This window comes from Dactylosporangium sp. CA-233914 (assembly GCF_050942935.1).
Classification (GTDB): domain Bacteria; phylum Actinomycetota; class Actinomycetes; order Mycobacteriales; family Micromonosporaceae; genus Dactylosporangium.
Genome location: NZ_CP192030.1, coordinates 12,202,869 through 12,224,020 on the forward strand (window position 1 = coordinate 12,202,869; position 21,152 = coordinate 12,224,020).

Genomic DNA, 21,152 nt, shown 5'->3' on the forward strand with positions numbered 1-21,152 from the left:
TCCGAGTCCCTACAGCTTGATCTCGATGTCGACGCCGGCCGGCAGGTCGAGACGCATCAGCGAGTCGACCGTCTTCGGGGTGGGGTCGATGATGTCGATCAGACGCTTGTGCGTGCGCATCTCGAAGTGCTCGCGCGAGTCCTTGTACTTGTGCGGCGAGCGGATCACGCAGTAGCGGTTGATCTCAGTGGGCAGCGGCACCGGCCCAGCGACCTGAGCCCCGGTGCGCGTGACCGTCTCGACGATCTTCCGCGCCGAGGAGTCGACGACCTCGTGGTCGTAGGCCTTGAGCCGGATGCGGATCTTCTGTCCCGCCATGGTGGCTTCAGTTCCCTCTCTCATGCGGGGCCTTGCAACCCCGCCAAACCCCGAAGGGTCCGGTGCCGCCTAAAGGTGGTAGTCCGACCCCCGCGGTCGGGCGTGTCGCGGCCAAGGGCCAGGCTCCGCCGTATGCGATTTCCGCCGTGGAGACCAACCCCAGGGCGTGCCACGCCCAGTCGAGGGGATCCGCGCCGGTCCAGACTGCTTGTTTGGGCAAATCCTGACCGACGCCGCGCAGAGGCGGTCGAGACTCCTCATCGAGCAGTCTCGACCGCCCCGCGACGCAACCCGTCCATTATGCCGCACGTAATGCGGCAAAGTGAAATCGGGGTACCTCTGGGTATTACTTGATGATCTTCGTCACGCGACCGGCGCCGACGGTACGGCCACCCTCGCGGATCGCGAAGCGGAGGTTCTCCTCCATCGCGATCGGCTGGATGAGCTGAACCGACATGCTGGTGTTGTCGCCCGGCATGACCATCTCGGTGCCCTCGGGCAGCGTCACAACGCCCGTGACGTCCGTGGTGCGGAAGTAGAACTGCGGACGGTAGTTCTGGAAGAACGGGGTGTGCCGGCCGCCCTCCTCCTTGGAGAGGATGTAGACGGTCGCCTCGAACTCGGTGTGCGGGGTGTTGGAACCCGGCTTCACCACGACCATGCCGCGCTCGACGTCCTCGCGCTTGATACCGCGCAGGAGCAGACCGACGTTCTCGCCGGCGCGCGCCTCGTCGAGGATCTTGCGGAACATCTCGATCGCCGTGCAGGTGGTCTTCATCGACTTGGCCTTGATGCCAACGATCTCGACCTCCTCGTTCGGCTTGAGGATGCCACGCTCGACGCGACCGGTCACGACCGTGCCACGACCGGTGATCGTGAAGACGTCCTCGACGGGCATGAGGAACGGCTTCTCGGTCTCACGCTCGGGCTGCGGGATCGCGGTGTCGACCGCGTTCATCAGCTCCATGAGCGCGTCGGACCACTTCTGGTCGCCCTCGAGCGCCTTGAGCGCCGAGACGCGCACCACCGGAGCGTCGTCGCCCGGGAACTCCTGGCTCGACAGCAGCTCGCGGACCTCGAGCTCGACGAGCTCGAGGAGCTCCTCGTCGTCGACCATGTCGCTCTTGTTGAGCGCCACGACGATGTACGGCACACCGACCTGGCGGGCCAGCAGCACGTGCTCACGGGTCTGCGGCATCGGGCCGTCGGTCGCCGCCACCACCAGGATCGCGCCGTCCATCTGCGCGGCACCGGTGATCATGTTCTTGATGTAGTCGGCGTGACCCGGGCAGTCCACGTGGGCGTAGTGCCGGTTCTCGGTCTGGTACTCGACGTGCGCGATCGAGATCGTGATGCCGCGGGCCTTCTCCTCCGGCGCCTTGTCGATCTCGTCGAACGGCGTGTACGGGTTCACGTCCGGCATCCGGTCGTGCAGCACCTTGGTAATGGCCGCCGTCAGCGTCGTCTTACCGTGGTCGATGTGACCGATGGTGCCGATGTTGACGTGCGGCTTAGTCCGCTCGAACTTCGCCTTCGCCACTGGTGTCCTCCTGTGGACTTCTTGGTTCACGGTGCGCCGACGCTGGAAGCGCCGACGCACCCTGTCGACTTGGGTCTGGCAAACTCCCTGACTGCACGCAGCCCGGTAGCCTCAGCCCCGCTGACACAGCCTCACGGCCAACTACCGGGAACTACTCCCCGGTCGCCTTCGCGATGATTTCCTTCGCCACGTTCGCGGGAACCTCGGCGTAGGAGTCGAACTGCATCGAGTAGCTCGCCCGGCCCTGAGTCTTCGACCGCAGGTCGCCGACGTAGCCGAACATTTCCGACAACGGCACGGTGGCGCGGACGACACGGGCGCCGCCACGCTCCTCCATCGCCTGGATGGTGCCACGCCGGGAGTTGAGGTCGCCGATGACGTCGCCCATGTTCTCCTCGGGCGTCGTCACCTCCACCGCCATGAGGGGCTCGAGGAGCACCGGGTTGGCGCGGCGCGCCGCGTCCTTCAGCACCATCGAGCCGGCGATCTTGAAGGCCATCTCCGAGGAGTCGACCTCGTGGTACTGGCCGTCCAGCAGCGTGAGCTTGATGCCGACCAGCGGGAAGCCCGCCAGCACGCCGTACTGCATCGCGTCCTGGGCACCGGCGTCGACCGAAGGGATGAACTCCTTCGGGATGCGGCCACCGGTGACCGCGTTGACGAACTCGTAGGTGGGACCGTCGGCGCTGGTCTCCAGCGGCTCGAGCTTGATGATCACTCGGGCGTACTGGCCGGAGCCACCCGTCTGCTTCTTGTGGGTGTACTCGACCTTCTCCGCGACCGACTTGATCGTCTCGCGGTAGGCCACCTGCGGCTTGCCGATGTTGGCCTCGACGTTGAACTCGCGCCGCATGCGGTCGACGAGGATGTCGAGGTGCAGCTCGCCCATGCCGGCGATGACCGTCTGCCCGGTCTCCTCGTCGTTCTTGACGCGGAAGGTCGGGTCCTCCTCGGCCAGGCGCTGAATGGCGGTGCCCAGCTTCTCCTGGTCGGCCTTCGTCTTGGGCTCGATCGCCACCTCGATGACCGGCTCCGGGAAGGTCATCGACTCCAGGATGACCGGGTTGGCCGGGTCACACAGCGTGTCACCGGTGGTGGTCTGCTTGAGACCCTGCACGGCGATGATGTCGCCGGCACCGGCGCTGCTGCGCTCCTCACGCTTGTTCGCGTGCATCTGGTAGATCTTGCCGATCCGCTCCTTGCGGTCCTTGGTGGAGTTGACCACCTGGGTGCCGGAGTCGAGCGTGCCGGAGTAGATGCGCACGTAGGTGAGCTTGCCGAGGTGCTTGTCGGTCTGGATCTTGAAGGCCAGACCGGAGAACGGCTCGTCGACCGAGGGCTTGCGCAGCAGCGGCGTCTCGCCGTCCGTCGCGATGCCCTCGATGGCCGGGATGTCCAGCGGGGAGGGCAGGAAGTCCACGACGGCGTCGAGCATGGGCTGCACGCCCTTGTTCTTGAACGCCGAGCCGCACACGACCGGGTTCAGCTTGCCGGCGATCGTGGCCTTGCGGATCGCGGCCTTGAGCTCCTTGACGTCGAACGTGTCGCCGTCGAGGTAGCGGACCATGATGTCGTCGTCCGTCTCGGCCAGCGTCTCGAGGAGCTTGTCCCGGTACTCGTTGGCCTGCTCGACCAGGTTCTCCGGGATCGCCTCGATGGCGTAGTCCTCGCCCTTCTGGGTCTCGCCGCGCCAGGTCAGCGCGCGCATCTCCAGAAGGTCCACGACACCGATGTGGTCGCCCTCGAGCCCGATCGGGATCTGCAGCACCAGCGGGGTGGCGTTGAGCCGGTCGACCATCATCTGCACGCAGCGGAAGAAGTCGGCACCGGTGCGGTCCAGCTTGTTGACGAAGCACATACGCGGGACGTTGTACTTGTCCGCCTGCCGCCAGACGTTCTCGGTCTGCGGCTCCACGCCGGCCACGCCGTCGTACACCGCGACCGCGCCGTCGAGGACGCGCAGCGACCGCTCGACCTCGACCGTGAAGTCGACGTGGCCGGGCGTGTCGATGATCTGGATCGTGTGGCCCTTCCACTCGCACTTCGTGGCGGCGGAGGTGATGGTGATGCCGCGCTCCTGCTCCTGCTCCATCCAGTCCATGACCGCCGCGCCCTCGTGGACCTCGCCGATCTTGTACGTGATGCCGGTGTAGAAGAGGATGCGCTCGGTCGTCGTCGTCTTACCGGCGTCGATGTGCGCCATGATGCCGATGTTGCGGACCTTGGCGAGGGCGGCGTCTGCGGCAGCCACTACAAATCCCTACTTCGTCTCTCGTCGGGTCGCTGGGGAAGCGTCGCTTACCAGCGGTAGTGCGCGAAGGCCTTGTTGGACTCCGCCATCTTGTGGGTGTCCTCGCGGCGCTTCACCGAAGCACCGAGGCCGTTGCTCGCGTCGAGCAGCTCGTTCATGAGCCGCTCCACCATCGTCTTCTCGCGGCGGGCGCGGGAGTAGGTGACCAGCCAGCGCAGGCCGAGCGTCGTCGCCCGGACCGGCTTGACCTCGACCGGAACCTGGTAGGTCGCGCCACCGACGCGGCGGCTGCGGACCTCGAGGGTCGGCTTGACGTTGTCCATGGCGCGCTTGAGCGTCACCACGGGGTCGGTGCCGGTCTTCTCGCGGGCGCCTTCCAGAGCGCTGTAGACGATGCGCTCGGCGAGCTGGCGCTTGCCCTCGACCAGGATCTTGTTGATCAGCTGGGTGACGAGCAGGGAGTTGTAGACCGGGTCCGCCACGAGCGGCCGGCGCGGCGCGGGGCCTTTACGCGGCATGTCAGCTCTTCTCCTTCTTCGCGCCGTAACGGCTGCGAGCCTGCTTGCGGTTGCGAACGCCCTGGGTGTCCAGCGAACCGCGGATGATCTTGTACCGGACGCCGGGGAGGTCCTTCACCCGGCCGCCACGGACCAGCACGATCGAGTGCTCCTGAAGGTTGTGACCGACACCGGGGATGTAGGCCGTCACCTCGATACCGTTGCTCAGCCGCACGCGGGCCACCTTGCGCAGCGCCGAGTTGGGCTTCTTCGGCGTGGTGGTGTACACACGCGTGCAGACGCCCCGCCGCTGCGGGCTTCCCTTGAGCGCCGGCGTCTTCGTCTTGCTCAGCTTCGCCTGGCGGCCCTTGCGGACCAGCTGCTGGATCGTAGGCACTGGGCCTGCCTCTCCCTTCGGCCTCGCGGCCGCACGTCTTCTCTTCTGTATTTCCCGGCGTGACCGGCACCCGCGGTCGGGCGTGTCGCCTGTCGCGCGACCCGGCCCGTTTGATCCCAGCCCGGGGGTTGTGGTCCGCACCCACCCTCTGCCCGCAGAGCGGGCGATGTGGGCGCACGCACGAGTTGCCCGGCAAAGCCGGGCACGAGGGGAAAGAGTACCCACCGTGAGGACGCTGGTCAAAATCGCCCGGGGCGCCATCCGACGGAACACTCTTCACGCTAAGAGTACCCGGTCGCCGATCGAAGCGTCCGGGGGCCTCCTTATCCCGAGGTCCGCGCCTCGTTTCACCCCGTCGCGAAGCTCAGCAGCAGCGCGAGCAGGGCCAGGCCGGCACCGATCGAGCCCAGCACGATCCCGCTGATCGCCATCCCCCGGCCGGTGATCGTCACGGCCGGGCCGGCGGCGCGGCGGATCTGGCGCAGGCCGAACATGGCCAGGCCGACGGAGCCGCCGCCGAGAAAGACACCCAGGACGGTGAACGCGCCGGCGGCCGCGAGGCCCCAGCCGCCCTGCGCCCCGCTGACCCCGAGGCAGGTGGCGAAGAGCGCGACGAGGATCGAGGCGATGCCGGCGACCAGGGAGCCGATCGACGGGCCGCTCGGCGTCGACGGCACGGCCGGGTAGGCGACCCCGAACGACGTGCCCTGCACGTGGTCGATCCGGATGGCCGGCGCCACCGCCGGCGAGGGCGGCACGAGGCCGGCGCCCGGGTGGCCGTACGCCGGCGGCGGACCGTAGGGGGGACCGTAGGCCGGCGGACCGTACGCCGGCGGCGGGGCGGCCGGGTAGGCGGGCCGCGGCTGATGGGGGGCCGGCGGTCCCGGGTAGGCCATCAGTTCACCGTCGGGTCGAAGGCGGTGCCGCGCTGCCGTGCGTAGTGCAGCAGGCCGATGATCGCCAGCACGACCAGGCCGGCGACGGCGAGCACGATGCCGGTCCAGGCCAGTCGCACGCCGGTGCGGATGCGCCGGGCGCCGAGCAGGAAGCCGTCGGCGGCGACGAGCTCCCCGTGCGACTCCCGGGCCATGAGCAGCGCGAGCGTCGCCGGGATGATCCCGCCCAGGAACGGCCCGGTGACCACGGAGAGCAGGCCCAGCCCCAGCACGGCGGTGGCCTTCGTCGCGCGGACGGGGTCCGGGTCGAGCGGGTGCCGGGTCGAGGACGTCACAAGACGACTCTAACCTGCGTCTCGCGCTCGCTCCGTTCGCTCCCCGGCAGGGGGCTCCGCCCACCCACACCCCCTGCCACACGCCGGTCGCCCTCATCGCGACCTTCCGGTTCGCCGTGCGCCCGGGCCGGGCCGGCGCTCTGGCAGCCACAGCGAAAGGGCGGAGACCCGTAGGTCCCCGCCCCTGTTGCTGTGTCGCGCCGGCTGGTTACCGGAAGGAGCCCAGGTCGAAGTCGTCCAGCGGGACGGCCTGGCCGCTGGCGGGCCCGAAGCCGTAGTCGGCCTCCGGGTAGCCCGTCATCGAGTAGACCTTGGCCTTCGCCTCCTCGGTCGGCTCGACCCGGATGCTGCGGTAACGGCTGATGCCCGTACCGGCCGGGATGAGCTTACCGATGATGACGTTCTCCTTCAGACCGATCAGCGAGTCGCTGCGCGCGTGGATCGCGGCGTCGGTCAGGACCCGGGTCGTCTCCTGGAACGAGGCCGCGGACAGCCACGACTCCGTCGCCAGCGACGCCTTGGTGATACCCATCAGCACCGGACGGCCGGCTGCCGGCTCGCCGCCCTCGGCGACGACGCGGCGGTTCTCCGCCTCGAACATGGCGCGGTCGACGAGCACGCCCGGCAGGAACTCGGTCGAGCCGGAGTCGATGACCGTCACCCGCTTGAGCATCTGGCGGATGATGATCTCGATGTGCTTGTCGTGGATGAGCACACCCTGCGAGCGGTACACCTCCTGGACCTCCGAGGTCAGGTGCACCTGCACCGCCCGGGGACCCATGATGCGCAGCAGCTCGTGCGGGTCGATCGTGCCCTCGGTGAGCTTCTCGCCGACCTCGACGTGCTCGCCGTCCTGGATGCGCAGCTTCACGCGGCGGCTGAGCTTGTCGTGGACGATCTCGTCGCTGCCGTCGTCCGGCACGATGATGATCTTCCGCATCCGCTCGCCGTCCTCGATGCGCACGCGGCCGGGGGTGTCGGCGATGGGCGCCTTGCCCTTCGGGACGCGGGCCTCGAAGATCTCCGTGACACGCGGCAGACCCTGGGTGATGTCCTCACCCGCGACGCCACCGGTGTGGAAGGTACGCATCGTCAGCTGCGTGCCCGGCTCACCGATCGACTGGGCGGCGATGATGCCGACCGCCTCGCCGACGTCGACCGTCTTGCCCGTGGGCAGCGACCGGCCGTAGCAGGCGCCGCAGACGCCCAGCTTCGACTCGCAGGTGAGCACGCTGCGGACCCGAACCGTCTCCACGGCCGCGGCGACCAGCAGGTCGACCACGATCGAGTTGATGTCCGTGCCCCGCTCGGCGACGATCCGGCCGTCCTGGTCCCGCACGTCGTCGGCCAGGGTGCGCGCGTGCACCCCGGTCTCCGCGTGCTGGTGGATGCGCATGACGCCGTCGACCAGCTCGCCGACCGGCATCGGGATCGCGCGGTCGGTGCCGCAGTCCTCCTCGCGGATGATGACGTCCTGCGAGACGTCGACCAGACGACGGGTCAGGTAACCCGAGTCGGCGGTCCGCAGCGCGGTGTCGGCCAGACCCTTGCGGGCACCGTGGGTGGAGATGAAGTACTCCAGCACGGACAGACCCTCGCGGTACGACGCCTTGATCGGCCGCGGGATGATCTCGCCCTTCGGGTTGGCCACCAGGCCACGGATCGCGGCGATCTGGCGGAGCTGGAGGAGGTTACCGCGGGCACCCGAGTTGATCATCTTCCACAGCGGGTTCTCGCGCGGCAGCGCGCTCTCCATCTCCTTGGCCACCTCGCCGGTCGCCTTGGTCCAGATCTCGATGAGCTCGCCGCGGCGCTCCTCGGCGGTCATGAGACCACGCTGGTACTGCTTGTCGATGCGCTGGGCTTCCTTCTCGTAGCGCTCCAGGATCTCGGCCTTGCGCGGCGGCTGGATGACGTCCTCCATGCCGATGGTGACGCCGGACCAGGTTGCCCAGTGGAAGCCGGCCAGCTTCAGCGCGTCCAGGGTCGCCGCGAGGGAGACCTTCGGGAAGCGCTCGGCGAGGTCGTTGACGATCGCCGACAGCTGACCCTTGCGGATCTCGTAGTTCACGAAGCGGTACCCGACCGGCAGCGTCTCGTTGAACAGCACCCGGCCGAGCGTGGTCTCCACGACGACCGGCTCGCCCGGCTGCCAGCCCTCCGGCGCGTCCCACGGCTGCGCACCCACGCCGTTGTCGACCCCGATGATGTCCTTCAGCCGGATCTTCACCGGCGCCTGAAGGTGCAGCTCACCGTTGTCGAACGCCATCCGCGCCTCGGCGTCGGAGCTGAACACGCGCCCCTCGCCCAGCAGGTTCTTCTGGATGTGCGTGAGGTGGTACAGACCGATGATCATGTCCTGGGTGGGCATGGTCACCGGCTTGCCGTCGGCCGGCTTGAGGATGTTGTTGCTGGACAGCATGAGGATGCGGGCCTCGGCCTGCGCCTCCGCCGACAGCGGCACGTGCACGGCCATCTGGTCGCCGTCGAAGTCGGCGTTGAAGGCGGTGCAGACCAGCGGGTGGATCTGGATGGCCTTGCCCTCGACCAGTTGCGGCTCGAAGGCCTGGATGCCCAGGCGGTGCAGGGTCGGCGCGCGGTTGAGCAGCACCGGGTGCTCCGCGATGACCTCCTCCAGCACGTCCCACACGACCGGCCGCTGACGCTCGACCATGCGCTTGGCCGACTTGATGTTCTGCGCGTGGTTGAGGTCCACCAGGCGCTTCATCACGAACGGCTTGAACAGCTCCAGGGCCATCTGCTTCGGCAGGCCGCACTGGTGCAGCTTGAGCTGCGGGCCAACGACGATGACGGAACGGCCGGAGTAGTCCACGCGCTTGCCGAGCAGGTTCTGACGGAACCGGCCCTGCTTGCCCTTGAGCATGTCGGACAGCGACTTCAGCGGCCGGTTGCCCGGGCCGGTGACCGGACGACCACGGCGGCCGTTGTCGAAGAGCGCGTCGACGGCCTCCTGCAGCATCCGCTTCTCGTTGTTGACGATGATCTCCGGGGCACCCAGGTCGATCAGGCGCTTGAGCCGGTTGTTGCGGTTGATGACCCGGCGGTACAGGTCGTTGAGGTCGCTGGTGGCGAAGCGGCCACCGTCGAGCTGCACCATCGGGCGCAGGTCCGGCGGGATGACCGGGACGCAGTCCAGGACCATGCCCAGCGGCGAGTTGGCGGTGTTGAGGAACGCCGCGACGACCTTGAGGCGCTTGAGCGCCCGGATCTTGCGCTGGCCCTTGCCGCTGCGGATGGTCTCGCGCAGCAGCTCGGCCTCGTCGTCGAGGTCGAGGGTCTCCAGCAGCGCCTTGATCGCCTCGGCGCCCATGGCGCCGTTGAAGTACTCGCCGAACCGGTCGCGCAGCTCGCGGTAGAGCAGCTCATCGGTGATGAGGTTCTTGCGCTCCAGCTTGCGGAACGTGTCCATGACCTCGTCGAGGCGGTCGATCTCGCGCTGGGCGCGGTCGCGGATCTGCCGCATCTCGCGCTCGCCGGCCTCCTTGACCTTGCGGCGCACGTCGGCCTTCGCACCCTCGGCCTCGAGCTCGGCCAGGTCCTGCTCCAGCTTGGCGGCCCGCTTCTCGATCTCGGAGTCGCGCGCGTTCTCCGCCTGCCGCTTCTCGGCCGACACCTCGTTCTCGAGGGTGGCGAGGTCGCGGTGGCGGGCCTCCGTGTCGACGCTGGTGATCACGTACGACGCGAAGTAGATGATCTTCTCGAGGTCCTTCGGCGCCAGGTCGAGCAGGTAGCCCAGGCGGCTCGGCACACCCTTGAAGTACCAGATGTGCGTCACCGGCGCGGCGAGCTCGATGTGGCCCATGCGCTCACGGCGGACCTTCGCCCGGGTCACCTCGACGCCGCAGCGCTCGCAGATGATGCCCTTGAAGCGGACCCGCTTGTACTTACCGCAGTAGCACTCCCAGTCCCGGGTGGGCCCGAAGATCTTCTCGCAGAAGAGCCCGTCCTTCTCCGGCTTCAGGGTGCGGTAGTTGATCGTCTCGGGCTTCTTGACCTCGCCGTGCGACCACTGGCGGATGTCGTCGGCCGTGGCCAGGCCGATGCGGAGCTCGTCGAAGTAGTTGACGTCGAGCACTTCGTCTATGTCCTCACGATTCAGTTGCTCGGGTAATTGCTAGGTCGCGGTGCCGGTGCCCCTCCCCGCCGGGAGGGGCACCGGCCGCGAATCAGACTTCCTCGACGCTGCTCGGCTCGCGCCGCGAGAGGTCGATGCCCAACTCCTCGGCCGCGCGGAAGACCTCGTCGTCCGTCTCACGCATCTCGAGGGCCACGCCGTCGCTGGAGAGCACCTCGACGTTCAGGCACAGCGACTGCAGCTCCTTGAGGAGCACCTTGAAGGACTCCGGGATGCCCGGCTCCGGGATGTTCTCGCCCTTGACGATCGCCTCGTACACCTTGACGCGCCCGAGGACGTCGTCGGACTTGATCGTCAGCAGCTCCTGCAGCGCGTAGGCCGCGCCGTAGGCCTGCATGGCCCAGCACTCCATCTCACCGAAGCGCTGGCCACCGAACTGCGCCTTACCACCCAGCGGCTGCTGCGTGATCATGGAGTAGGGCCCGGTGGAGCGAGCGTGGATCTTGTCGTCGACCAGGTGGTTGAGCTTCAGGATGTAGATGTAGCCAACCGCGATCGGGTCGGGCAACGGCTCGCCGGAGCGGCCGTCGAACAGCCGCGCCTTGCCGCTCGCCCCGATCAGCTGGTTGCCGTCCCGGTTGGGCAGCGTGCTGCTCAGCAGGCCGGCGATCTCCTCCTCCTTGGCGCCGTCGAAGACCGGGGTCGCCACGTTGGTGTCCGGCTCGGACTCCCCCGCGTTGATGGCCTTCAGCGCGCGCTTCCACTCGGTGTCGTCGCCGTCGATCTTCCAGCCCGTCTTGGCCACCCACCCGAGGTGCGTCTCCAGCACCTGGCCGATGTTCATCCGGCTGGGCACGCCGAGCGGGTTGAGCACGATGTCGACCGGGGTGCCGTCCTCGAGGAACGGCATGTCCTCGACCGGAAGGATCTTGGAGATGACACCCTTGTTGCCGTGCCGGCCGGCGAGCTTGTCGCCGTCCTGGATCTTGCGCTTCTGGGCCACGTAGACGCGCACCAGCTCGTTCACGCCCGGGGACAGCTCGTCGCCGTCCTCGCGGCTGAACGTCCGCACCCCGATGACCGTGCCGGTCTCGCCGTGCGGCACCTTGAGGCTGGTGTCGCGGACCTCGCGGGCCTTCTCGCCGAAGATCGCGCGCAGCAGCCGCTCCTCCGGGGTCAGCTCGGTCTCACCCTTGGGCGTGACCTTGCCGACGAGGATGTCGCCGGTGACGACCTCGGCGCCGATCCGGATGATCCCCCGCTCGTCGAGGTCGGCGAGCATCTCCTCGCTGACGTTCGGGATGTCGCGGGTGATCTCCTCCGGGCCCAGCTTGGTGTCGCGCGCGTCGACCTCGTGCTCCTCGATGTGGATCGAGGTGAGGACGTCGTTCTGCACCAGCTTCTGGGACAGGATGATCGCGTCTTCGTAGTTGTGGCCCTCCCAGGGCATGAACGCCACGAGCAGGTTGCGCCCGAGCGCCATCTCGCCCTCGTCGGTGCACGGACCGTCGGCGATGACCTGCCCCGCCTCGACCCGGTCGCCCTCGAAGATCACCGGCTTCTGGTTGACGCAGGAGCCGGAGTTGGAGCGGCGGAACTTGTGCAGCAGGTACGTGCGGCGGTGGCCGTCGTCCTGGTGGATCGTGACGTAGTCGGCGCACATGTCCTCGACCACGCCACCGACCTCGGCCACGACCACGTCGCCGGCGTCGACGGCGGCACGGTACTCCATGCCGGTGCCGACCAGCGGCGACTCCGCCTTGACCAGCGGCACCGCCTGGCGCTGCATGTTCGCGCCCATCAGTGCCCGGTTGGCGTCGTCGTGCTCGAGGAACGGGATCATCGCGGTCGCGACCGACGTCATCTGCCGCGGCGACACGTCCATGTAGTCCACCTGGTCGGCGGGGACGTTGTCGACCTCACCGCCCTTCCGGCGGACCAGGATGCGGTCCTCGGCGAAGTTGCCGTCGCTCTTGAGCGGGGCGTTGGCCTGCGCCTTGACGTACCGGTCCTCCTCGTCCGCGGTCAGGTAGTCGATCTGGTCGGTCACCCGGCCGTCGGTAACCTTGCGGTAGGGCGTCTCGACGAAGCCGAACGGGTTGACCCGCGCAAACGTCGAGAGCGCGCCGATGAGACCGATGTTGGGACCCTCGGGGGTCTCGATCGGGCACATGCGGCCGTAGTGGGACGGGTGGACGTCACGGACCTCGAAGCCGGCCCGCTCACGGGACAGACCACCGGGGCCGAGCGCGCTCAGCCGCCGCCGGTGGGTCAGGCCCGCCAGCGGGTTGGTCTGGTCCATGAACTGCGACAGCTGCGACGTGCCGAAGAACTCCTTGATCGCCGCCACGACCGGGCGGATGTTGATCAGGGTCTGCGGCGTGATCGCCTCGACGTCCTGGGTGGTCATGCGCTCGCGGACGACGCGCTCCATCCGGGACAGGCCCACGCGGACCTGGTTCTGGATGAGCTCGCCGACCGTGCGCAGGCGCCGGTTGCCGAAGTGGTCGATGTCGTCGGCCTCGTAGCCCTCTTCGCCAGTGTGCAGGCGGCAGAGGTACTCGACCGTGGCGACGATGTCCTCCTCGGTCAGGACGCCCTGGTGGATCGGGACGCTCAGCTCGAGCTTCTTGTTGAACTTGTATCGACCGACCTTGGCGACGTCGTATCGCTTCGGGTTGAAGAACAGGTTGTCCAGGAGGTTCTGCGCGTTCTCCCGCGTCGGCGGCTCACCGGGCCGCAGCTTGCGGTAGATGTCCAGCAGCGCCTCGTCCTGGCCGGCGATGTGGTCCTTCTCGAGCGTGGTCATCATGAGCTCGGACCAGCCGAACTTCTCACGGATGCGCTCGGCCGACCAGCCGATCGCCTTGAGCAGGACGGAGACCGCCTGCCGGCGCTTGCGGTCGATACGGACACCGACGGTGTCGCGCTTGTCGATGTCGAACTCCAGCCAGGCACCCCGGCTCGGGATGACCTTGACGCTGGTGAGGTCGCGGTCGGAGGTCTTGTCCGGCTGCTTGTCGAAGTACACGCCCGGGGAGCGGACGAGCTGGCTCACCACGACGCGCTCGGTGCCGTTGATGATGAAGGTGCCCTTGGGAGTCATCATCGGGAAGTCACCCATGAACACCGTCTGGCTCTTGATCTCGCCGGTGGTGTGGTTGGTGAACTCCGCGGTCACGAACAGCGGGGCACAGTAGGTGAGGTCCTTCTCCTTGCACTCCTCGATCGGGGCCTTGACCTCGTCGAAGCGCGGCGCGGAGAACGACAGTGACATCGTGCCGGAGAAGTCCTCAATAGGACTGATCTCATCGAGGATCTCCGCGAGCCCTGAACGGGCGTGCTGGTCACCGGCCGTGCGGCTCTGCCAATTCTCGTTGCCAACCAGCCAGTCGAACGAGTCGGTTTGGATGGCAAGGAGGTTGGGAACCTCAAGGTGTTCGGTGATCCTGCCGAAGGAGACCCGGCGGGGAGCGTAAGCGCTCGAACTGGTCTTCGCAGGGCGGGAAGCTGCCAAGATGCGTCCTTCCGAGGACCGGTGTTGCAGACAGGCCGTTTCGCGTGCAGCCTGACGACCTTCGATGTGGAGGAGCCCATGAACAGGCACCTCACGCCGAAGGTGAAGTCAGAAGACAGCGCAAACTAGCAGTGTAGCCGAAGGGCTCACCGCTGTCCAGCGGCATCGTGCACGATGTTTCCAACGACCTTTTGCGAAGATCGTTTCTCCACCGGCCGAGCCGCTCGCGTCGGTCGTGGCCTGCGGTTTCCCTATCGATGCACTCAGAGCCGAACCCAAGAAGGGTCGGGGCACATCTGGTCGGTCCGCCCGGCCGCCGCGTCCGCGGAAGGCAGTGCCTGATTAGCGTGCCTGGCCGCTGGTCATCGCGTCAAGGGTTCCCACGCGCGTCGAGGCACCGTGACAGATATCTCGCACTCCGACCACTAAGTGTTGTGGTCGGCCCCCTAGATCTTGGGGTCCTTACAATTCGCCCACGAGAAAGGCGGCCGCCGGTCCCCCGGCGGCCGCCCTTGCCCGCAGGCACTGAGGACCAGAAGTTACTTGAGGGTAACCTTGGCGCCCTCGGCCTCGAGCTTCGCCTTGGCCTTCTCGGCGTTGTCCTTGTTGGCCTTCTCGAGGACGGCCTTCGGGGCGGCCTCGACCAGGTCCTTGGCCTCCTTGAGGCCCAGGCCGGTCAGCTCGCGCACGACCTTGATGACCTGGATCTTCTTGCCGCCGTCACCCTCGAGGATGACGTCGAACTCGCTCTGCTCTTCCTTCTCCTCGACCGGCGCGGCGCCCGGCGCGGCAACGCCGACGGCGACCGGGGCGGCCGCGGTGACCTGGAAGACATCTTCGAACTGCTTCACGAACTCGGAGAGCTCGATCAGCGTCATCTCCTTGAACGCGTCGAGGAGTTCGTCGGTGCTCAGCTTCGCCATGGTGGCGGTTCCTTTCAAAAGTTCGGGTTATGGGTGAGCGGCCGGACTACTCGGCCGCGCCACCGGCTTCCTGCGCGCGCTTGTCCACCAGAGCCTGGGCGGTGCGGGCCGCCTTCGACAGCGGGGCCTGGAACAGCGCCGCGGCCTTGCTCAGGTTGCCCTTCATGGCGCCGGCCAGCTTCGCCAGCAGCACCTCACGGGACTCCAGGTCGGCCAGGCGGCGGACCTCGTCCGCGCTGATGGCCTTGCCCTCGAACACGCCGCCCTTGATGATGAGCAGCGGGTTGGCCTTCGCGAACTCGCGGAGACCCTTGGCCGCCTCGACCGGGTCACCGCCGACGAAGGCGAGCGCGGTAGGACCGGAGAACAAATCGTCGAGTCCGCTGATCCCCGCGTCCGTCGCGGCACGCTTCGCGAGCGTGTTCTTCGCGACGGCGTAGGTGGTCTCACGGCCGAGGCTGCGGCGCAGGGTCTTGAGCTGCGCCACGGTCAGGCCGCGGTACTCGGTCAGCACGGTGGCCGAGGAGCCACGGAACTTCTCGGTGAGCTCCGCAACCGCGCTGGCCTTGTCGTCTCGAACCGGCTTGTCCGCCATGTCCCTCCTCTCTCGTTGCTTCGGGTTGATCTCGGTCCCTCGGACGTCGGTCACAGCCCCGGGCAATGAAAAACGCCCCGGCGCAGGGGCGCACGGAGCGGAGGACGGCGCATGACGGCGCCGGCGTTCACACCAGTTTCGCGTCCCTGCGCGGGTCGCCCGCATTGCGGCGGGGCCTTCGATGTCCGAGCATCCTCAGCAGGAGAGGCACGCGGACATGACCAGCGGTCTTCGGGTTTAGCGCTATTACAGTACGTGACGAGCCGGCTTTCACCAAATCACGCGCGACTGATCCGGATCTTCGCGTATATCCCGGTGCATACGGCGCTCCACACGATCCCCCAAAGGGTCGCGACGATGACGGCCGGCAGGTGCGCGGCGCCGACGGTGTCGCGCGCGGTGGTCATGACCGGCGGGGCCAGCCACGGCGCCGGGAAGTGCTTGAGGCCGAAGACGATCGCGAAGACGATGCCGGCGACGAGCACGGTCAGGCCGCGGGCCGCCTGCAGGGTCACCGCCCGGCTGGACAGCGCGCCCAGGGCCACGGCCGGCAGCAGGAGCAGCAGGTGCGCCCACAGCCCGAGGGCGATGCCGGTGGACAGCGGCGGGTCGCCGGCGCGCGGGGTCGTCACCCCGCCGACGATCCAGGGCAGCACCATCGCGATCAGCACCAGGGGCAGTCCGGCCACCACGCCGGCGAGCAGGCCCGAGACGATCTCCCGCCCGGCGCCGCCGACCGCGACTCGCCCGAGGCGGCGCTGCACGTCGGGCTCGACGTCGAGCAGCACCTTGGTCTGCCAGGCGAGCACGACGAACAGGATGGCCGCGGAGACCCCGTAGGCCTCGCCGGCCTGGGCCTGGCCGCCGCCGTACAGGATCGAGAGCACGACCAGGGCGGCCAGCAGCGGGGCGGCGGCTCGCCCGGTCTGCACGAAGCCGGCCAGCCGCATGCGGGTGAGCGCGATCATGCGCGGGCCATCCCGTCGGTCGCGTCGTCGCGGACGGCCAGGACGTCGAAGCCCGCCGAGCGCAGCCGTGCGACCGCGTCCCCGGCCTCCGCCGCGTCGACGGCCAGCTCGATGATCTTCTTGCGGGCCGGTCGCTCCCCAGCGTGCACCTCGCCGTCGCGCACGTGCCAGCGGCGCGCCCCGGGCAACCGCGCGACCTCGCCCAGATGGTCGCTGACCAGCACGGACCCGCCGCGCCCGACGACCTCGGCGACGATCGCGGGCACCTGCTCGCGGGTCTGCGCGTCGAGGCCCTCCCACGGCTCGTCGAGCACCAGCAGGCCCGGCGGCGCGAGCAGCGCCTGGACCAGCCCGACCTTCTGGGCCGAGCCCTTCGACAGCCGGTTGAGCCGGACGTCGAGAAAGTTCTCGAAGTGCAGCCGGCGCGCCCACCGCTCGATGTCCGCGGTGCCGTCCAGGCCGCGGATCGCCGCCATGTGGGTCAGGTGGGTACGCGCTGTGAACGGCTGATCCGCCGCAAAGCGCTCCGGCACCCAGCCGACCACGGCGGGCCGCTCGGTGACCACGCCCCGGCCCGGCCGCAGGACCCCGGCCGCGAGCTGCAGCAGCGTGGACTTCCCCGATCCGTTCGGGCCGACCACGACGGCCGTTTCGCCGGGCTCGAGCGTCAGGTCGACGCCCCGCAGGGTCCACGGCGCGCGGCGGCCGTATCGAAACCACACGTCCTGCAAACGCACCGGGACAGCGTGCCACAGGCACGCTGTCCCGGAATGCCCCGCTTGGCTGGGAGTTCGCTGAACTACTCCGCGGCGGTGGTGACGCTGTCGTCCTCGAGGAGGTTGCGCGTCTTGTTCGGGTCGACCGGGATGCCCGGGCCCATCGTGGTGGTGAGGAAGATCTTCTTGAGGTACTTCCCCTTGGCCGCGGAGGGCTTGGCCCGGTTGACCTCGTCGAGCACGGCCGCGTAGTTCTCGACCAGCTGCTGATCGGTGAAGCTGGCCTTGCCGATGATGAGGTGCAGGTTCGCGTGCTTGTCCACGCGGTAGGTGATCTTGCCACCCTTGATCTCGTTGACCGCCTTGGTGACGTCCATGGTCACCGTGCCCGTCTTCGGGTTCGGCATCAGGCCGCGCGGGCCCAGGATCCGCGCGATCCGGCCGATCTTGGCCATCTGGTCGGGCGTCGCGATCGCCGCGTCGAAGTCCAGCCAGCCCTCCTGGATCCGGGCGACGAGCTCGTCAGTGCCGACCGCGTCGGCGCCGGCGGCCTCGGCCTCGGCGGCCTTGGGGCCCTGCGCGAAGACGATGACGCGGGCGGTCTTGCCGGTGCCGTGCGGCAGGTTGACCGTGCCCCGGACCATCTGGTCGGCCTTGCGCGGGTCGACGCCCAGGCGCATGGCCACCTCGACGGTGGGGTCGAACTTCACGGTCGTGGTCTGCTTCGCCAGCCGGACGGCGTCCGCGGGGCTGTAGAGCGCGTTGCGGTCGACGAGGTCGACGACCTTGCGGTAGTTCTTGCCGTGCTGCGACATGTCGCTGATTTCTCCTGTGGTCTCAGTGCGGACGCCCGGGGGGCGCCCTCCCACTTCTGCGGTTCTGTGCTTCAGTCCTTGACCGTGATGCCCATGGAGCGGGCGGTGCCGGCGATGATCTTCTCGGCCTGCTCGATGTCGTTCGCGTTCAGGTCGGCCATCTTCTTCTCGGCGACCTCGCGGAGCTGGGCCTTGGTGATCGAGCCGACCTTGTCCCGCTGCGGGACGCCGGAGCCCTTCGGCACGCCGGCGGCCTTGAGCAGCAGGCGGGCGGCGGGGGGCGTCTTGAGGATGAACGTGAACGTCCGGTCCTCGTAGACGCTGATCTGCGCCGGAATGATGTCACCACGCATGGACTCCGTCTGGGCGTTGTACGCCTTGACGAACTCCATGATGTTCACGCCGTGCTGACCGAGGGCGGGACCGACCGGCGGAGCCGGCGTGGCCTGGCCGCCCGGCAACTGAAGCGTGAAGGTCTTGACGAGCTTCTTCTTCGGAGGCATGGCTGCTTTCGTCTTCCTGGGCTGGAATCGGTTCGTGCCGTGTTCGCCCGGGCCGACGGTCCGGGTTTCTTCCACGCACGCTTGAGCGCCCGGCGTCTGAGGCCGGACGCTCAAGCGTAGCGCAGGCGTTTTAGATCTTCGTGACCTGGGTCTTCGCGACCTAGATCTTGGTGACCTGGTTGAAGTTGAGCTCGACCGGGGTCTCGCGACCGAAGATCGAGACCAACACCTTGAGCTTCTGCTGGTCGGCGTTGATCTCACTGATGGTCGCCTGCAGCGAGGCGAAGGCGCCGTCGGTGACGGTGACCGAGTCGCCGACCTCGAAGTCGAGGACCTTGACCTCGGGCTTGCCGACCTTCTTGCCCTCCTGCTGGACCGCGGGGGCGAGCCACTTGAGCACCTCGTCGAGCGACAGCGGCGCCGGGCGGTCGGCCCGGTCGGTCGCGCCGACGAAGCCGGTGACGCCGGGCGTGTTGCGCACGCACGAATACGACTCCGGGGTCAGCTCCATCCGGACGAGGATGTAGCCGGGGAAGACCTTGTTCTGCACCTGGGTGCGTTTGCCGTTCTTGATCTCGACCTCTTCACGAGTCGGGACCTCGACCTGGTAGATGAACTCTTCCATGTCGAGGCTCGTGATCCGGGTCTCGAGATTCGTCTTGACCTTGTTCTCGTAGCCGGCGTAGGAGTGCACGACGTACCAGTCACCGGGCGCGAAGCGCAGTGCGGCACGCAGCTCGGCGACGGGGTCCTCGGCGTCGGACGCCACCGTCGGGGTGGCGGCCGTCATCACCGTCGACGCTTCCTCGTGCTGCTCGTCGTCGGTTCCGGGCGTCTCGTCGAATTCCTGCACGCTGCTCACTTCCGTCTGTCTGTCTTCGGTCGCCCGTCCGGCGCCTGTGACCTAAGTATCCGCCCGGCGGCACCCGATCGTCCTCAGGGCCTTGCCGGATCGTCCCCAGGCCTTACTGGTCGGCGTTGCCGTTTCCGAAGGACCAGAGGACGAGCTTGGCGAAGCCGAAGTCGAGGCCGCCGACGATGGCGAGCATGATGATCACGAACACCACCACGACCAGCGTGTACGTGGTCAGTTCCTTGCGGGTCGGCCAGATAACCTTACGCAGCTCGGCGACAACCTCGCGGATGAAGTTGATGAGCCGCACGAAGATGTTGTTGGACGAGCCCTCTTTGACCTTGGCCTTCTTGCCGGTCTTGTCCTTGACGTCCTTGGACTTGGTGTCCGTGGACTTCGAGCCCTTGGCCCGGCCGTTCTTGCTCGCGGTCTCGTCGTCCCCGAGGTCGTCCTCGTCCTCGACGTCGTCGGCGGTGTCGAGGCTGTCCAGCTCTTCGGCGAACTCTTCCTCGATGGCGGCGTCTTCGGCGCTGAGCTCCTCTTCACGGCGATCGTCGGCGGGGTTGACCCCGCGTCGCCTGCGTTCGGCCACTTTCGCCCTCTTCCGTGATCTCACGAGTGCTCGGTCCGTTCCGGCCGGCAGCAAGACCCCGGGCCCTTGGACGACCCGTCGACCACCGGTATCGGCCCGATCGTGGACCACCGGCGGGAGCCGGCGGCGCTCGGTCGGACCAACCGTGACCGCTGCGGTCGACGCCCCGGCCTTCCGGCCGGGTGCGCCAGACCCAGGTCAGGCCTTCGGCGCAGGGGCGACAGGACTCGAACCTGCAACCTGCGGTTTTGGAGACCGCTGCGCTACCAATTGCGCCACACCCCTTCGCGAGGAACGCATCCACGACTCCGGACAGGCCAGTGTCGGGTTGCTCACCCCACGGCGCACCAGTGTACGGGTAAGCGGCGGGATATCCCAACCACCCCCTCTACTGGTTGTCGTCGTTGTTTCGAACGAGTGCCTTCGCGGCGCCCAGGACCTTCTCACCCTGGCACGTCGCGGTCACGTCGATCTGCACGATGCCCTCGTCGAGGATCTTCCGCACCACGCCGCTCACCACGATCTCGGTCCCCTTGTCGTCGTCGGGGACCACGACCGGGTTGGCGAATCGCGTGGAAAATTCCACGATCGAGGCGGTGCCGCCCACCCAGCAGGCGACCGCTTGGGCGGCCACGCCCATGGTCAGCATGCCGTGCGCGATCACCCCGGGCAGCCCGACGCCTGTCGCCTGGCGGTCGCTCCAGTGGATCGGGTTGAAGTCGCCCGACGCGCCCGCGTAGCGCACCAGCGTCGCCCGCGTCACCCGGTAGGTCTGGGCCGGGAACTCGGCGCCTGGCTGCATCTCAGCCCTCCCCATCTCAGCCTTCCCCCCGGCCGTCTCAGCCTTTCCCACGGCCATCTCAGCCTTCCCCACGGATCACGAGCCGGGTCCAGATCGTCACGACGGCCTCGCCCTCGACGGTGGACACCTCGTGCCTGGTCGTGAGGAACGCGTGCCCGGCCCGGCTGCTGATCTCCTCCACCGTCATCACCGTCACGAGATGATCGCCGGCCTGGATCGGGCGCTCATAGCGAAACGTCTGACCGCCGTGCACCACCCGGCTGTAGTCCATGCCGAAGGTCGGGTCGTCCACGAGCTGCTGCCCGGCGTTCTGGCTCAGGATGATGGCGAACGTGGGCGGCGCGATCACGTCGCTGTAGCCCTTGGCCCGGGCCTCGGCGAGGTCGCGGTGCACGGGGTCGGTGGCGAAGACGGCGTCCGCGAACTCGCGGATCTTCTCCCGGCCCACCTCGTAGGGCGGCGTGGGCGGGTACACCCGGCCCATGAACGACTGATCCAACGGCATGCAGTGGAATTTACCGGTAACACGGCGAAGCCC

General features: G+C 68.0%; 18 protein-coding genes, 1 tRNA gene and 1 pseudogene. All 20 read right to left on the reverse strand.

Going from position 1 to position 21,152, the window contains the following annotated elements; translation table 11 throughout:
- Positions 1-9 precede the first annotated feature (9 nt).
- The 20 genes and pseudogenes from rpsJ to ACQPY0_RS54600 all read right to left on the reverse strand — a co-directional run bounded on the left by rpsJ (position 10) and on the right by ACQPY0_RS54600 (position 21,119).
- Positions 10-318 carry a 30S ribosomal protein S10 gene (gene rpsJ, locus ACQPY0_RS54505; protein ID WP_018347762.1) on the reverse strand — a complete coding sequence of 103 codons (309 nt, stop codon included), beginning with the start codon at positions 316-318 and terminating at the stop codon, positions 10-12.
- Between the two features lie 346 nt (positions 319-664).
- Positions 665-1,858: an elongation factor Tu gene (tuf, locus tag ACQPY0_RS54510; protein ID WP_432980356.1), complete on the reverse strand. Its 1,194-nt coding sequence runs from the start codon at positions 1,856-1,858 to the stop codon at positions 665-667.
- A gap of 151 nt (positions 1,859-2,009) precedes the next feature.
- Positions 2,010-4,109 carry an elongation factor G gene (gene fusA, locus ACQPY0_RS54515; RefSeq protein WP_432980359.1) on the reverse strand — a complete coding sequence of 700 codons (2,100 nt, stop codon included), beginning with the start codon at positions 4,107-4,109 and terminating at the stop codon, positions 2,010-2,012.
- Between the two features lie 47 nt (positions 4,110-4,156).
- A complete protein-coding gene (gene rpsG / locus ACQPY0_RS54520; protein WP_260725398.1) occupies positions 4,157-4,627 on the reverse strand; it encodes a 30S ribosomal protein S7 in 471 nt (156 codons plus the stop codon).
- 1 nt (position 4,628) lies between these two features.
- On the reverse strand, positions 4,629-5,003 hold the full coding sequence (rpsL, locus tag ACQPY0_RS54525) for a 30S ribosomal protein S12 (RefSeq protein ID WP_033357671.1): 375 nt from the start codon (positions 5,001-5,003) through the stop codon (positions 4,629-4,631).
- Positions 5,004-5,350: 347 nt separating this feature from the next.
- Complete coding sequence (locus ACQPY0_RS54530; protein ID WP_432980362.1) at positions 5,351-5,899, reverse strand: hypothetical protein; 549 nt, start codon at positions 5,897-5,899, stop codon at positions 5,351-5,353.
- Complete coding sequence (locus tag ACQPY0_RS54535) at positions 5,899-6,234, reverse strand: hypothetical protein (RefSeq protein WP_432980365.1); 336 nt, start codon at positions 6,232-6,234, stop codon at positions 5,899-5,901. The genes ACQPY0_RS54530 and ACQPY0_RS54535 overlap by 1 nt, the downstream gene beginning before the upstream one ends.
- Positions 6,235-6,442: 208 nt before the next feature.
- Positions 6,443-10,330: a DNA-directed RNA polymerase subunit beta' gene (locus ACQPY0_RS54540; protein WP_432980368.1), complete on the reverse strand. Its 3,888-nt coding sequence runs from the start codon at positions 10,328-10,330 to the stop codon at positions 6,443-6,445.
- Between the two features lie 91 nt (positions 10,331-10,421).
- The gene (locus ACQPY0_RS54545; protein WP_432980371.1) at positions 10,422-13,847 is read right to left on the reverse strand and encodes a DNA-directed RNA polymerase subunit beta; all 3,426 of its coding nucleotides are present in this window, start codon (positions 13,845-13,847) and stop codon (positions 10,422-10,424) included.
- Positions 13,848-14,386: 539 nt separating this feature from the next.
- Complete coding sequence (gene rplL / locus ACQPY0_RS54550) at positions 14,387-14,770, reverse strand: 50S ribosomal protein L7/L12 (protein ID WP_432980374.1); 384 nt, start codon at positions 14,768-14,770, stop codon at positions 14,387-14,389.
- A gap of 46 nt (positions 14,771-14,816) precedes the next feature.
- Entirely contained in the window at positions 14,817-15,365 is a 549-nt protein-coding gene (gene rplJ / locus ACQPY0_RS54555; protein WP_432980377.1) for a 50S ribosomal protein L10, read from the reverse strand.
- A 278-nt stretch (positions 15,366-15,643) separates the two neighbouring features.
- Positions 15,644-16,333, reverse strand: a complete 690-nt coding sequence (locus ACQPY0_RS54560) for a hypothetical protein (RefSeq protein WP_432980380.1) — start codon at positions 16,331-16,333, stop codon at positions 15,644-15,646.
- On the reverse strand, positions 16,330-17,070 hold the full coding sequence (locus ACQPY0_RS54565) for an ATP-binding cassette domain-containing protein (RefSeq protein ID WP_432980383.1): 741 nt from the start codon (positions 17,068-17,070) through the stop codon (positions 16,330-16,332). The genes ACQPY0_RS54560 and ACQPY0_RS54565 overlap by 4 nt, the downstream gene beginning before the upstream one ends.
- Positions 17,071-17,132: 62 nt before the next feature.
- Positions 17,133-17,864 carry a 50S ribosomal protein L1 gene (rplA, locus tag ACQPY0_RS54570; RefSeq protein ID WP_432980386.1) on the reverse strand — a complete coding sequence of 244 codons (732 nt, stop codon included), beginning with the start codon at positions 17,862-17,864 and terminating at the stop codon, positions 17,133-17,135.
- A 71-nt stretch (positions 17,865-17,935) separates the two neighbouring features.
- Positions 17,936-18,367, reverse strand: a complete 432-nt coding sequence (gene rplK, locus ACQPY0_RS54575; protein ID WP_432980389.1) for a 50S ribosomal protein L11 — start codon at positions 18,365-18,367, stop codon at positions 17,936-17,938.
- A 160-nt stretch (positions 18,368-18,527) separates the two neighbouring features.
- Positions 18,528-19,127, reverse strand: a pseudogene (nusG, locus tag ACQPY0_RS54580) (transcription termination/antitermination protein NusG); the annotation flags it as partial.
- 205 nt (positions 19,128-19,332) lie between these two features.
- On the reverse strand, positions 19,333-19,812 hold the full coding sequence (gene secE / locus ACQPY0_RS54585; protein ID WP_432980392.1) for a preprotein translocase subunit SecE: 480 nt from the start codon (positions 19,810-19,812) through the stop codon (positions 19,333-19,335).
- Positions 19,813-20,024: 212 nt separating this feature from the next.
- Positions 20,025-20,097 (reverse strand) — tRNA-Trp (locus ACQPY0_RS54590).
- 103 nt (positions 20,098-20,200) lie between these two features.
- Complete coding sequence (locus ACQPY0_RS54595; protein WP_432980395.1) at positions 20,201-20,614, reverse strand: MaoC family dehydratase; 414 nt, start codon at positions 20,612-20,614, stop codon at positions 20,201-20,203.
- 58 nt (positions 20,615-20,672) lie between these two features.
- Positions 20,673-21,119, reverse strand: coding sequence for an FAS1-like dehydratase domain-containing protein (locus ACQPY0_RS54600; protein ID WP_432980398.1), 447 nt, complete (start codon positions 21,117-21,119; stop codon positions 20,673-20,675).
- Between the last annotated feature and the right edge of the window lie 33 nt (positions 21,120-21,152).

Bases quoted from the DNA above. Each gene is read 5' to 3' on its own strand.
- rplL (WP_432980374.1), bottom strand. From the start codon at position 14,770: ATGGCGAAGCTGAGCACCGACGAACTCCTCGACGCGTTCAAGGAGATG.
- rplA (WP_432980386.1), bottom strand. From the start codon at position 17,864: ATGTCGCAGCACGGCAAGAACTACCGCAAGGTCGTCGACCTCGTCGAC.
- ACQPY0_RS54530 (WP_432980362.1), bottom strand. From the start codon at position 5,899: ATGGCCTACCCGGGACCGCCGGCCCCCCATCAGCCGCGGCCCGCCTAC.
- rplJ (WP_432980377.1), bottom strand. From the start codon at position 15,365: ATGGCGGACAAGCCGGTTCGAGACGACAAGGCCAGCGCGGTTGCGGAG.
- rpsG (WP_260725398.1), bottom strand. From the start codon at position 4,627: ATGCCGCGTAAAGGCCCCGCGCCGCGCCGGCCGCTCGTGGCGGACCCG.
- ACQPY0_RS54560 (WP_432980380.1), bottom strand. From the start codon at position 16,333: ATGATCGCGCTCACCCGCATGCGGCTGGCCGGCTTCGTGCAGACCGGG.
- rplK (WP_432980389.1), bottom strand. From the start codon at position 18,367: ATGCCTCCGAAGAAGAAGCTCGTCAAGACCTTCACGCTTCAGTTGCCG.
- ACQPY0_RS54600 (WP_432980398.1), bottom strand. From the start codon at position 21,119: ATGCCGTTGGATCAGTCGTTCATGGGCCGGGTGTACCCGCCCACGCCG.
- rpsJ (WP_018347762.1), bottom strand. From the start codon at position 318: ATGGCGGGACAGAAGATCCGCATCCGGCTCAAGGCCTACGACCACGAG.
- ACQPY0_RS54595 (WP_432980395.1), bottom strand. From the start codon at position 20,614: ATGCAGCCAGGCGCCGAGTTCCCGGCCCAGACCTACCGGGTGACGCGG.